This is a genomic window from Pseudomonas sp. BRG-100, from assembly GCF_000737955.1.
Taxonomy (GTDB): domain Bacteria; phylum Pseudomonadota; class Gammaproteobacteria; order Pseudomonadales; family Pseudomonadaceae; genus Aquipseudomonas; species Aquipseudomonas synxantha_A.
In genome coordinates, this window is record NZ_JPRX01000001.1 from 233,789 (window position 1) to 246,272 (window position 12,484).

The 12,484-nt window shown below is 56.4% G+C and carries 11 protein-coding genes and 1 tRNA gene; 8 read left to right on the forward strand and 4 right to left on the reverse strand.

Annotation, left to right across the window (positions count from 1 at the left end; genetic code table 11):
• Window positions 1-25 precede the first annotated feature (25 nt).
• The 3 genes from mgtA to JH25_RS25745 all read left to right on the forward strand — a co-directional run bounded on the left by mgtA (window position 26) and on the right by JH25_RS25745 (window position 3,991).
• Entirely contained in the window at window positions 26-2,740 is a 2,715-nt protein-coding gene (gene mgtA / locus JH25_RS25755) for a magnesium-translocating P-type ATPase (RefSeq protein WP_032875522.1), read from the forward strand.
• Window positions 2,741-2,803: 63 nt separating this feature from the next.
• Window positions 2,804-3,151: a DUF2493 domain-containing protein gene (locus JH25_RS25750; RefSeq protein ID WP_005788155.1), complete on the forward strand. Its 348-nt coding sequence runs from the start codon at window positions 2,804-2,806 to the stop codon at window positions 3,149-3,151.
• Window positions 3,152-3,169: 18 nt separating this feature from the next.
• A complete protein-coding gene (locus tag JH25_RS25745) occupies window positions 3,170-3,991 on the forward strand; it encodes a hypothetical protein (protein ID WP_032875525.1) in 822 nt (273 codons plus the stop codon).
• On the opposite strand, the gene JH25_RS25740 is transcribed toward JH25_RS25745, so the two are convergent.
• On the reverse strand, window positions 3,988-4,683 hold the full coding sequence (locus JH25_RS25740) for a tellurite resistance TerB family protein (protein WP_032875528.1): 696 nt from the start codon (window positions 4,681-4,683) through the stop codon (window positions 3,988-3,990). The two genes, JH25_RS25745 and JH25_RS25740, sit on opposite strands and share 4 nt — an antisense overlap.
• Before the next feature lie 125 nt (window positions 4,684-4,808).
• On the opposite strand from JH25_RS25740, the gene JH25_RS25735 reads away from it, so the two are divergent.
• Window positions 4,809-5,336, forward strand: coding sequence for a DinB family protein (locus JH25_RS25735; RefSeq protein ID WP_032875531.1), 528 nt, complete (start codon window positions 4,809-4,811; stop codon window positions 5,334-5,336).
• A gap of 114 nt (window positions 5,337-5,450) precedes the next feature.
• Here JH25_RS25735 and JH25_RS25730 read toward each other — a convergent pair whose 3' ends face one another.
• On the reverse strand, window positions 5,451-5,927 hold the full coding sequence (locus JH25_RS25730; RefSeq protein WP_032875533.1) for a hypothetical protein: 477 nt from the start codon (window positions 5,925-5,927) through the stop codon (window positions 5,451-5,453).
• A gap of 224 nt (window positions 5,928-6,151) precedes the next feature.
• Here JH25_RS25730 and JH25_RS25725 point away from each other — a divergent pair.
• The 3 genes from JH25_RS25725 to JH25_RS25715 all read left to right on the forward strand — a co-directional run bounded on the left by JH25_RS25725 (window position 6,152) and on the right by JH25_RS25715 (window position 9,125).
• A tRNA-Leu gene (locus JH25_RS25725) sits at window positions 6,152-6,238 on the forward strand.
• Window positions 6,239-6,739: 501 nt separating this feature from the next.
• Entirely contained in the window at window positions 6,740-7,018 is a 279-nt protein-coding gene (locus JH25_RS25720) for a hypothetical protein (protein WP_032875536.1), read from the forward strand.
• Window positions 7,019-7,676: 658 nt separating this feature from the next.
• Window positions 7,677-9,125 (forward strand): serralysin family metalloprotease, encoded by a 1,449-nt coding sequence (locus JH25_RS25715; protein WP_032803527.1) that lies wholly within the window; start codon window positions 7,677-7,679, stop codon window positions 9,123-9,125.
• A 124-nt stretch (window positions 9,126-9,249) separates the two neighbouring features.
• Here JH25_RS25715 and JH25_RS25710 read toward each other — a convergent pair whose 3' ends face one another.
• Window positions 9,250-9,888 carry an NAD(P)H-dependent oxidoreductase gene (locus JH25_RS25710; RefSeq protein ID WP_032875538.1) on the reverse strand — a complete coding sequence of 213 codons (639 nt, stop codon included), beginning with the start codon at window positions 9,886-9,888 and terminating at the stop codon, window positions 9,250-9,252.
• A gap of 25 nt (window positions 9,889-9,913) precedes the next feature.
• Between JH25_RS25710 and JH25_RS25705 the strand changes: the two genes are divergently transcribed.
• A complete protein-coding gene (locus tag JH25_RS25705; protein ID WP_236648006.1) occupies window positions 9,914-10,450 on the forward strand; it encodes a MerR family transcriptional regulator in 537 nt (178 codons plus the stop codon).
• Between the two features lie 110 nt (window positions 10,451-10,560).
• Here JH25_RS25705 and JH25_RS25700 read toward each other — a convergent pair whose 3' ends face one another.
• Window positions 10,561-12,420, reverse strand: a complete 1,860-nt coding sequence (locus JH25_RS25700) for a calcium-binding protein (RefSeq protein WP_032875541.1) — start codon at window positions 12,418-12,420, stop codon at window positions 10,561-10,563.
• Window positions 12,421-12,484: the final 64 nt, after the last annotated feature.

Sequence of the window (12,484 nt, forward strand, 5' to 3'; positions counted from 1 at the left end):
AGAATTGGCGACAGGAGTACAGACAATGAGCGCCGTAAAAAACACGCCTCTGCACAAGAAAAATGGCACCGCTGCCGACACCAAGCTGTCGATGCGCGCCGCCCGTGAAGCCCAGAATGGCCTGGCGGCCACCCTCGCCAATGTACGAGCCACCCAGGACGGCCTGACCGAACTGGACGCCTCGGCCCGCCTGCAACGGGAAGGCTATAACGAAGTCGCCCATGACAAGCCGCCACACGCCATCGTCCAGTTCCTGCAGGCACTGAACAACCCGTTCATCTACGTGCTGTTGACCCTGGGCGGTATCAGCTTTGTCACCGACTATTGGTTGCCACTGCAGGCGGGTGAAGAAGTCGATCTGACCAAAGTCATCATCATCATGACCATGGTGTTGCTCAGCAGCCTGCTGCGCTTCTGGCAGGAACACCGCTCGGCCAAATCCGCCGAGGCCCTGAAGGCGATGGTACGCACCACCGCCACCGTGCTACGTCGCGAACAGGTCGGCGCCCAGCCCACTTTGCGCGAAGTGCCGATGCGCGATCTGGTGGCCGGCGACATCGTGCAGTTGTCGGCCGGCGACATGATCCCCGCCGACATCCGCCTGATCGAGTCACGCGACCTATTTATCAGCCAGGCCGTGCTGACCGGTGAAGCCTTGCCGGTGGAGAAGTACGACACCCTGGGCGATGTCACGCAAAAATCCGCCTCCAACCTCGCCGCCGACCAAGGCAATCTGCTGGACCTGCCGAACATCTGCTTTATGGGCACTAACGTGGTGAGCGGCCGCGCCAAGGCGGTGGTGGTGGCTACCGGACCGCGCACTTACTTCGGCTCCCTGGCCAAGGCGATTGTCGGCTCGCGGGTGCAAACCGCCTTCGACCGTGGCGTGAACAGTGTCAGTTGGCTGCTGATCCGCTTCATGTTGGTGATGGTGCCGATCGTGTTCTTCCTCAATGGCTTCTCCAAGGGGGACTGGGGCGATGCCTTCCTGTTTGCCCTGGCGGTGGCCGTCGGCCTGACCCCGGAAATGCTGCCGATGATCGTCAGTGCCAACCTGGCCAAAGGCGCTACAGCCATGGCCAAGCGCAAAGTGGTGGTCAAGCGCCTCAACGCGATCCAGAACTTCGGTTCAATGGATGTGCTGTGCACCGACAAGACCGGCACCCTGACCCAGGACAAGATCATCCTTGAGCATCACGTCAACGCCTTCGGCCAGCGCGACGACGCGGTGCTGTCCCTGGCCTGGCTCAACAGCTTTCACCAGAGCGGCATGAAGAACCTGATGGACCAGGCCGTGGTGCAGTTCTCGGCGCAAAACCCCAAGTTCCAGGTGCCATTTGCCTACAGCAAGGTCGATGAATTGCCCTTCGACTTTGTACGCCGTCGCCTGTCGATCGTGGTCAAGGATGCCGCCGGTGACCAGTTGCTGGTGTGCAAAGGGGCCGTGGAAGAGATGCTGAGCATTTCAACCCACACCCTGGAAGACGGCGCCGCCGTACCCCTGGACGATCGCCGTCGCGAGGCACTGCTGGCGATTGCCAACGACTACAACGAAGACGGTTTCCGGGTACTGGTGGTCGCAACCCGCCATATCCCCAAGGCATTGGCGCGTCAGCAATACACCACTGCCGATGAACGCAACCTGGTGATCCAGGGCTTCCTGACCTTCCTCGACCCGCCGAAGGAAACCGCGGGCCCGGCAATTGCCGCGCTGCAACAGATTGGCGTGGCGGTCAAAGTGTTGACCGGTGACAACGCGGTGGTCACCAGCAAGATCTGCCGCCAGGTTGGCCTCGAACCCGGCCAGCCGCTGCTGGGCGTGGAAATCGAAGCCATGGACGACGCCACCCTGCTGCGCCGCGTGGAAGAACGCACGGTGTTCGCCAAGCTGACACCGCTGCAAAAATCCCGTGTGCTCAAGGCGCTGCAAGCCAACGGCCATACGGTGGGCTTTCTCGGCGACGGCATCAACGATGCACCGGCGCTACGGGATGCCGACGTGGGTATTTCGGTGGACAGCGGCACGGATATCGCCAAGGAGTCGGCCGACATCATCCTGCTGGAAAAGAGCCTGATGGTGCTGGAAGAAGGCGTGCTCAAGGGCCGCGAAACCTTCGGCAATATCATGAAGTACCTGAACATGACCGCCAGCTCCAACTTCGGCAACGTGTTCTCGGTGCTGGTAGCCAGTGCGTTCATTCCGTTCATGCCGATGCTGGCGATCCACCTGCTGCTGCAGAACCTGATGTACGACATCTCCCAATTGGCTCTGCCGTGGGACAAGATGGACAAGGAGTACCTGGCCAAACCGCGCAAGTGGGATGCAAAAAATATCGGCCGCTTCATGATCTGGATCGGGCCGACCTCATCAATCTTCGACATCACCACCTTTGCCCTGATGTGGTACGTGTTCTCGGCCAACAGTGTGGAAATGCAGACGCTGTTCCAGTCCGGTTGGTTTATCGAAGGGCTGCTTTCGCAAACCCTGGTGGTGCATATGCTGCGCACCCGCAAGATTCCGTTCTTCCAGAGCACGGCCGCATGGCCGGTGTTGATGATGACCTGCATTGTGATCGCCTTGGGCATCTACGTGCCGTTCTCGCCGCTAGGCACCCTGGTGGGTCTGCAACCGCTGCCGATGGCGTACTTCCCATGGCTGGTAGGCACCCTGCTGGCTTACTGCTGCGTCGCTCAACTGATGAAAACGATCTACATCCGCCGCTTCAAGCAGTGGTACTGATCCCCCGCCATTCAAACGGTGGTGGTCGCCCGGCCGCCACCGTGCAATACAAGGATGCTCCCTATGCGCGTCTTGATCTGTGCAGGTCGTCATTACGCCGACACCAAAAAGTCCCGCCACGTGCTGGACGCTTACCACCGCCTGCACCCAGTGCAGGTGTTGATCCACGGCGGCAACCAGTTCCTCGGCAGCGAGATCGAGGAATGGGCGCGGGAAATCGGTATCGACGTGGTGCGCTACCCACCCAATTGGCAGCGCCACGGCAAACAGGCGGAACGCCAACGCAACCACTTCATGCTGGCCGACAGCCGCCCCGACCTGATCATCGCCCTGCCCGGCGGTGACGATACTTCGGAGCTGGTCTGCCAGGCCAAAGCCAGCGGCATTTCGGTGCTTACCGTAGAAAGCTGAATTCAAGCGAGGTGCACCATGCACACCCCACACAACCCGAAGCACCCGGACGGGTTTGCCAAATATCGCGCGCGCCATTTGCGCAGGGCGCGTCCCACCCTGCTGCTCTTGCCACCGGCCAAGCGCCGCGCCTTGCAGCGCAACCTGATCTTTATCGGCGTGACGCTGGGCACGCTGTTAATCCTCGCCCTGGTTTCCAAGGCGAATGCTGCCGGCGGCGCCTACGTGGTGGATGATGGCGCGATCAATGCGCCTGGCGAATGCAACATCGATGCCTGGCACACCGCCAATCGGCACGCAGGCAGTACGCAGAACGAAACCTTGTCCCCGGCCTGCACGTTCAGTGGTATGCCATGGGTGCAGTGGGGCGCGGCTCTATCGCGGGCCACTGACGCGGGAAAGGGCGAAACGCAAGTCACCCCACAGGTGAAGGCGCAGTTGTTGTCGCGAGAAGACTTGGGGCTGGAGCTGGCAATCGCCGCCGGGGCGCACATTGCCCTCGATCGTCAGCACGCATTCGACGGCGCTGACTTCAACCTGCCGTTAACGTGGCAGGCCATGGATGCATTGCGCCTGAACCTGAATGCCGGCTGGAACCATGCCTATAACGACGGCGCGCAACAGCACCGCCTGACCTGGGGCATGGGTTTCGAATACCAGCTTGCGCAGGTGTTGACGTTGATTGGCGAACGCTATGGCCAGGAAGGCGGTGAACAAGCATGGCAGGCGGGGCCGAGATTCCACGTCGGCAAGTTTGTCGACGTGGACCTGGTGGTCGGGCGCAGTTTGACTGGGGACCGTGCCCAGTGGCTGACCACTGGGGCTACTTTCAGGTTCTAGGCCTTGGCCTGTTGCTCCAGGTGTACCTGCAACTGGGGGTCGATTTGCAGCTGCCCGGCCAGATCGTCCAGGTAGTTTCGCTCGGCGTCCTGCTGATCATTGACCAGCAGGACGCTGGCCAGGTAAATCTCCGAAGCGATTGCTGGGTCATTGGCATATTCAGCGAAATCTGCGGCATCCAGTGGCTTGGCGACTTCGGCGTCGAGCCACTGCTGCAGTTGTGGATCGTCGGTATGACGGCCGATCTCGGTAGAGATCATCTTTTTCTCTTGCTCATCGATCCTGCCGTCCGCCTTGGCTGCTGCGATCATTGCACGCAGTACGCCGTGGCTATGGGCTTCGGCTTCAGGCCCTTCAAGCTGGTCAACGGTCTGGATGGCTTGCTGCGGCGCAGTCGCCTGCTGACGTTGCCACGCTTGATACGCCTGGAAGGCGGCCATGCCGAGAGATGCCAGCGCCGCGTAATTCATTCCGCCGCCGCTACGCGTCTGGGTCGTGCCGCCTGCCGGAGCGCCGCCCAACAAGCCACCCAGGCCACCCAGTAAACCACCCAAGCCGCCACCGGCTGATGCATTGCCGGTACCGGCGTTTTTCAACAAACCTCCAAGCAATCCGCCCAGGCCGCCGCCCGAAGCGCCGCCGCCTTGCTGCCCTGCTCGCCACAGTTGTTCCAGTAGATCGCTGGTATTCATGGTGTCGCCCTCCCGGGGCGCAATAATGGCGTTTATCAAACATAGTTCGCCTGCGATGGAACACCATGACCGCCGGGCGGGCAAGCTTTATGATGTCGCCACCATGCCGTCAAGGGAGAACCGCGGTGAACCGCATCGAGCATATTGGGTTGATGGCCCACTACAATCAATGGATGAACCGTAAGGTCTACGCCGCCGCCGGCACCTTGACCGACGCGGAGTTGACGGTGGATCGCCAGGCGTTTTTCGGCTCGATCCTCGGCACCTTGAACCACCTGATGCTGGGCGACACAGTCTGGCTCAAGCGCTTTGCCGAACATCCGGCGGGCTTTCGCGCGTTGGCACCGTTGAGTGACATCCCTACACCGGTGGATCTCAAGCAATTGGCCTTTACCAACTTGAGTGAACTGTCAGCCCATCGCGCCTGGCTGGATCAATTGATCATTGATTGGGCCAACACGCTGCAGGAGTCTGATCTGGACCAGCGCCTGCGCTACCACAACATGCGCGGCGTAGCAGGCGAGAAGCCCTTCTTCGGCCTGCTGGTGCACTTTTTCAACCACCAGACCCACCACCGGGGCCAGGTGACAACACTGCTGACCCAGGCTGGCGTGGACGTGGGTACTACCGACCTGCTGGCACTGATTGACTGAACGCGGGCACAGCGCATTACACAAATCTTGTGGGAGCGGGCTTGCTCGCGAATGCGGTACGTCAGGCACTGAGCCAGTTACTGAAGCACCGCTTTCCCGAGCAAGCCCTCTCCTTTACTTCACCTTGCTGCTCAACGTCTCCACACTGCGCTTCAAATCATCCAGGCCGCGCTTGAGGCCGGCGATTTCGTCTTTCTGCCGATCTATCGTATTTTTCTGCTCATCCACCGTGCGCTTGAGACTCGACAACTGGCTATCACTGCTGCTGGAACTCGACCCGTCTTTACGCTTGAACTCGTCAAATGCACGATCCTGATCATCCATTTTGGTTTTCAGGCTTTGCAGCTCGCTTTCGCTACGCTTTTGCGCCGCTTGCAACGCCTCGATATCGCCGACGGAAATACTCGACGACTTCAACACATAGGTATTGCCCGCCTCTACCGAGGCGCCCGTCAATCTGTCTGTCGACGATGCACTGAACTCTCCCCACCGCACCGCACTCGCCGCCTGCGCCGGGCCAGCTATCGCCGCACCCCACAGCCCCACCACGCCTGCAGCCATCATCCAAGAACGCCTACGGACACTGAGCATCAACTGACTCCTTTGCGATTTGCCGGGATGGCATGTCGCTATGACTGTCATTTATGAGGCGTGTTCCTGCGCCGCAAGCATTCATCAGGACTTAACCCGAAGGCCCTGTAGATCACTGATCTGCCACACTTTTTCATCGGTATCTTTATGCAGGAAAGCGCGCTTCGAGGTTGCGCCGAAGCGACAGGATCTATATATTCCCAACCCTGCTACACCGCGCTACCGCCCGAATGGCGAAACTGGTAGACGCATGGGACTTAAAATCCCCCGCTCGTAAGGGCGTCCCGGTTCGATTCCGGGTTCGGGCACCATAGATATCAAGGGCTTGCCAGGGAAACCTGAGCAGGCCCTTATCTTTTCAGCTCCGCAATTCTCTCTAAGCTCTACGAAAACCAACTGGCTCTAGAAACTTCCATCATTGAGTTGCCGAGCCGGGTGGAAGCAGCGAGGGCTAAAGTGCTTATTTACTCCAGATTGAATACTAGGCAATGGGCCTATGCGAAAGAACTCGAGTGAATAACAACTATTTCAAAATCTTATTTAACCATTCGTCGGAATCGACGCGTTGGCAAGGTAATGACACCTTGCATTTTCCCGCCTGTAGGCTTGACTGCGGAAGCAGGTAGAACAATATACATGCAACAAATTACATTTTACTTGGAGTCCAGCATCGAGCTGGACTCCAGTATCAATTGAATATGGCGCCAGCGAGTTAACCTAACTACGGCTTTTCTGTAGCAGTGGCAAGTCTGCAGCTTTATTTTAAATAGGGAGACAACTCATGGAATTTAAAATCCAAAAGGAATGCAAATATGGCTATCACAATCACAAACGGCGCAAGCAGAATTGTCAAAATTGCAGTAAGTGCATGGCATACTGATACAAACCCCAGTGAGGACTACTACCCAATAGAGCAAGGTAATAGCGACACGTGGACGCGCAGCGATTCAAGAGGCTATTTAATGGTCGTCCAAGGTCTAGCAAAGACAAACGAGTACTACATTTCTTCCAGCAGCAAAATCGTTATCGAGGATGACCGTGTCAAAGATCACGGCCAATCTATTAGCCCACTAACGTCTGTAAATGCCTGATGTGTGTCGGTAAACGCATGTAGAGGTCACTCAAAACAGGAGACGGCCGAGAAAATTCATGCCCGGGTGGGAGTTGCCAACCCGACAAATTAGTAAGTATTGGCACGTCCTCTTCAGTATTTTGGTACTTCTATAGTTCCCCCATCTGCAAAAAACTCCGTAGATTTCAATCTACGGGGTTTTTAAGAGTGGAGGCCAAGGTTTTTTGCGAGAGCAATCTACGGGCGAGTGGGATCAAATCGTTCGTTCGCTTTCGTTGTTATCTCGAAGCGAGAGCAATGCCAGGCAGAAGACAGCTGCACGACCGATCTCTACATACTGACCGGCTAATTGGCCGAGTCAGCATGAGAAGTGATCTGGCCGTGATCAATATATTGAGGACGAGCCATCAATACGCCACCACACTACTTAGCCGCCTCTTGGATGCACCTTTAGAACCGTGAATTACCGCCCCGCAATAAAATCAGTCAATTGACTCACCAACCCAAGGTGTTTTAATAATTTTTAAGAATATATCAACAAGTTATATACCATATTTAATTTTTAAATAACACTAAACCCATAAGTCCTTTATAAATGACTACCACAACAAGAAGGCAACGAAAACGTGATAAGCATATAACACTTCAAATCAATGGACACGAAGGAATGTACTCGTATGACTATCTTGGCGAAAAATCTTGTTAGCCCACTCACCACTTCGGCGCAGCTGCGAACAAGTGAAGATTACCAGGCACTCTATAATTTTTCACACACCTATGATCGAGGAGGATTTAACTCCTCACAGGGCAAGCCGTCTTACACTATTGCGCAGGCCGCGGATGAAATAACTCGAGGAGGTTACTATTGGGGTGACAACGACCACAATGGGAAATACAACTTCACCTACAGCTTTCTGACTTCAGAAAGTCAAGCATACGCCTCCGAGAATGTTTCTGGCTTCAGCGCATTCAACGCTCAACAGAGATCCCAGGCAGCCCTTTCGTTCCAATCCTGGTCGGACGTCGCCAACATTTCATTCATCGAATCCAGAAGCGGAGGCGACGCACATATATCACTGGGTAATTATAGTAACGACCTGCAGCATGGAGGTGCCAGGTCGGCTTTCGCCTTTTACCCTAATAACAGCGGAAATAGCGATGCGTTGTTTTATACCAATCAAAACTATCAAGAAAATTTAACACCGGCAAACGGCAATTACGGTCGTCAAACCTTGACCCATGAAATTGGTCACACGCTTGGACTGCAGCACCCAGGTTCGTACGACGCCAGTGTGGGTCAACCGTCGTATTCGGATGCGAAATATGCCGAAGATACACATGCTTACTCCGTGATGAGTTACTGGAGCGAGAGCAACACCAACCAGAACTTCAGTAAAGGTGGTGTCGAAGCCTATGCTGCCGGCCCGCTGATCGACGACATCGCCGCGATCCAGAAGCTCTACGGTGCCAACTACAGCACTCGCGCCGGTGACACGACCTACGGGTTCAACTCCAATACCGGGCGTGATTTCCTCACTGCCACATCCGATGCCGACAAGCTGGTGTTCTCGGTGTGGGACGGCGGCGGCAAAGACACTCTGGACTTCTCCGGTTTCACTCAAAACCAGAAGATCAACCTCACTGCCACCTCGTTTTCTGATGTGGGCGGCCTGGTGGGCAACGTGTCGATCGCCAAGGGCGTCACCATCGAGAACGCATTCGGCGGTTCGGGCAACGACCTGATCATTGGTAACCAGGTCGCCAACCTCATCAAAGGCGGGGCCGGTAACGACCTCATCTATGGAGGTGGCGGCGCAGACCAATTGTGGGGCGGCGCCGGCAACGACACGTTCGTGTACGGTGCCAGTTCCGATTCCACGCCACGCGCTGCGGACAAGATCTTTGACTTCACCTCGGGCTCCGACAAGATCGACCTGTCGGGCATTACCAAAGGTGCGGGCTTGAGCTTCGTCAATGCATTTACCGGCCATGCCGGCGATGCTGTGCTGAACTATGCCTCGGGTACCAACCTGGGCACCTTGGCTGTGGACTTCTCCGGACACGGTGTGGCGGATTTCCTCGTCACCACCGTTGGCCAGGCAGCCGTCAGCGACATCGTGGCGTGATACAAAGCGCGGCGCTTCGCGCGCCGCGCTCAATGATTGGAAAGGAACTCACGATCAAATACTCAGTTCTACCCATGCAGCTGCGCCCCACTATTGCTGCAATGTGGAGCGGCTGCACTTCTCCCTAGTTGATTTCGGTTACGAAATTTTCGCGAGAGCGCCGTACTTTTTTCAGGTTTACCAGCCAGTCAGACTCTGCTGCCCGATACCCCAAAGGCAGGAGCACCACACTGCGCAGATGCCTGGTTCCCAGTCCCAGAATCTCATCGACAGCCGATGGGTCGAAACCTTCCATGGGCGTCGCGTCGACTTGCTCGGATGCCGCGGCGATTAAAGCCGAGCCCAGGCCAATATAGGCTTGGCGCGCAGCCGCTTGATAGTTGGCCTCCTGCCCACGCTCGGCGACTATACCGAGGAGCATTTGACGGTAATCTTCCCAACCCTGGTTGACGGTAGCTCGTACCGTATTGGTCAGGTCGAACATCATGTTGACACGCTCAGGCGTGATGTCATCCCAGGCGGCGAACACCAGTAAATGAGAGCAGTCGGTCACCTGGGACTGATTCCAGCTGACCGCCTTAATCTTTTCGCGAATTTGCGGATTGGTCACCACCAGCAATTCAAATGGCTGGAGCCCGCTCGACGTCGCCGTCAGGCGTACCGCCTCCAGGATTCGCTCCAGCTTTTCAGCAGGTATTGTCTTGGACGAATCGTAACTTTTCGTCGCATAACGCCAATTCAGCAACTCGGTTATTTTGCTCATTCTTCACATTCCACGTAGGTCAACGGTGTTTATCCAGCCCAATCCGATTACCTTCCGGATTACGCTGCGGCTTATACTGCGGATTAAAGTCAACTTGAAGGTCAAGCAAAAAATGAAGATAGGCGAGATTGCGCGACGTACCGGCCTTGCTGCTTCAGCAATACGCTACTACGAGGAGCAAGGCCTGCTGGACGCCCCCACGCGCGACATGAACAACTATCGCTATTACAGCGAGTCCACCATTAAACGCCTGGAAGTCGTGATCCACGCGCAAAGGCTGGGGTTTTCCCTCGACACCATTCGTGGCCTTTTCCTTCATGACGGGAGCTGCTCCAAATCCCTCACTCTGGAACAGATCAATGTACGCCTGGAGGAGATACAGCAAATCGAAGCCACGCTAAAAGTGCAGCGTGAGGAGTTGTTGATGCTGCAACAAACCCTTGAAGAAAGCCTTCGTACTGGCATCGCACCGGGATTGGATTGCCCGCGCAGCGCTGAGCGATCAAGGCCTGATCGAGCCGTAGTCATGCGAAGCAAGCACATGATGGCTACCGGCAAGTGAGGAAAACGCGATACTGCGGGATATAGATTGCTATAAAACGATAAGCAAGAAAAAACCCCACAGCATCAGCGATCCTGTGAGGTTTTACCGCCAACTGTACCGATGCCGCATCAAACCACGCTGATCATCTCTGCGCTCAGTTGTGCCGCATTGAACCCCACCAGGGTGACACTGCTGTCCCCCGCCAGAATCACGCTGTCACTGCCGTTCTGGGTGGTGGACCCGATTACAGCATCGGCGCTCGCAAACAACGACTTGGCGAACACCAGCAGATCATGCCCGTTCTGATGGATGTTGAAGTCGCTGATCACGTCGTGGCCGAACCCGCGCTGATCGAACACAAACAAGTCGCTGCCCACGCCACCACTGAGCTGGTCATTGCCCTGCCCGCCGATCAAAACATCATTACCGCTGGCGCCATACAGCGAGTCGTTACCCATGCCGCCCAGCAACGTGTCGTTGCCGTCACCGCCGTGCAGCAGGTCATTGCCGGCGCCACCGTCGAGCCGATCATTGCCGTTCTGGCCGAATATCAGGTCGCGTGCTGCAGTGCCTTTCAGGGTGTCGGCCAGTTGGCTACCTTCAATGGATCTGGCGTAAGCCTTGTCGGCGCCGAACAGGCCATCGAAATCCAGCTTGCCGTTGGTGACCGTATAAGACGGCGTCAGCGTCTGCCCGATACCGCTGAAGATGCCACCGATAACAGGCAGTTGACCGAGCGTGTTGGCAAGGCCCGTTTCGAACTCGACATGCTCTACGCCATGCAGTTCTTTAAGGCCGTATTGGCCGCTGCTATCGTTCAAAAACAACGTACCGTCGCTCAGTTTAACGGCTTCGTAGGCGGACGCCGTACCTTTGAGAAAGACTTTGTCATCGCCTGCACCGCCAGCAACGATATCGGTACCGGTACTGACCCGGAAACTGTCGTTACCACTGAACCCGTCGAGGAAGTCATCGCTGCGACCATCCTGCAGCTTGTCTGCACTGTCGGTGCCCAGCAGGAAGGCCGGTGTACCGTAATGGTTGGAGGTGGCGGTCTGTTTGTCGCTGACCCAGGTGAAGCTGCGGCTGATCGCGTCGAGGTTGCTGATCACGATGGTGCTATCGCGCTCGATGTAATCGTAGAACGTCGACTGGGCGATGCGCTGGATGGGGTTGATGAAAATACCTTCGAGGTGCGCGGCCCATCCTGACAAGTTGGCGATGGAAAACGGACCGTTGGGCCAGGTTGGCAGGGCGTAGATCGTATCGAACAGCACGATATTGTCGGTCGTCGAGGTGTAACTGGCGTCACTCCCCTGAAGAGCGTCGATGATGGCGCTTCCCACGTTGGTTTCCTGACCGGTGAGGCGGTGCACCACATCGTTTTCAAAACCGAAGTTGTAGATTCCGTCGCTGTTGCTGGACTTGGGTGACTCCATGCCAAAGTAGTCCGAATCCTTGAAGAAACCGTCTGCCAGCGTGTCTTTGCCGATATACATACTGTTAGTGACTGAGCCACCCTGGCTGTAGCCGGTTACCAGCACATCCTTGCCGCTCAGGTTGTGGCCTATCGCGTAATCCTTGATTGAATTGAGCAGGTACTCATAGCCGTTGATATACGAGTTATCGATCATGGCCGGCCAGCCCAGCAGATCAGTCAGGGAGTTGGTGCCGGCAATGGAAAACCCCATTTTCAGCAATTGACCACTGTCATCGTATTGACCAAACACCCTGGCCTGGGAACCGAACACGCCATCGCCGGTGAAGCTTCCGGTGATATCGGTGTGACTGCTATCAACGCTCAGTTCATTGGCGCCGATTTCACGCCAGCCTTTGGGCAATGCAAAGGTGTTGCCCTCCCCCAGTACCGCCCCTGGAAGGTTGTAGAGCGCGCCTACGGTCGCGACACCGCTGGTGTAAGTGGCGAGGTTCCAGGCATCTGAAATCAGCACACGGGCATCTTGACCCTTGTAATCGAATATAGCCATGTCAGTACTCCTTGAGCCCAGCGATCAACACCGAAGTCGACGGTAATAACTGATACGTCGGGCT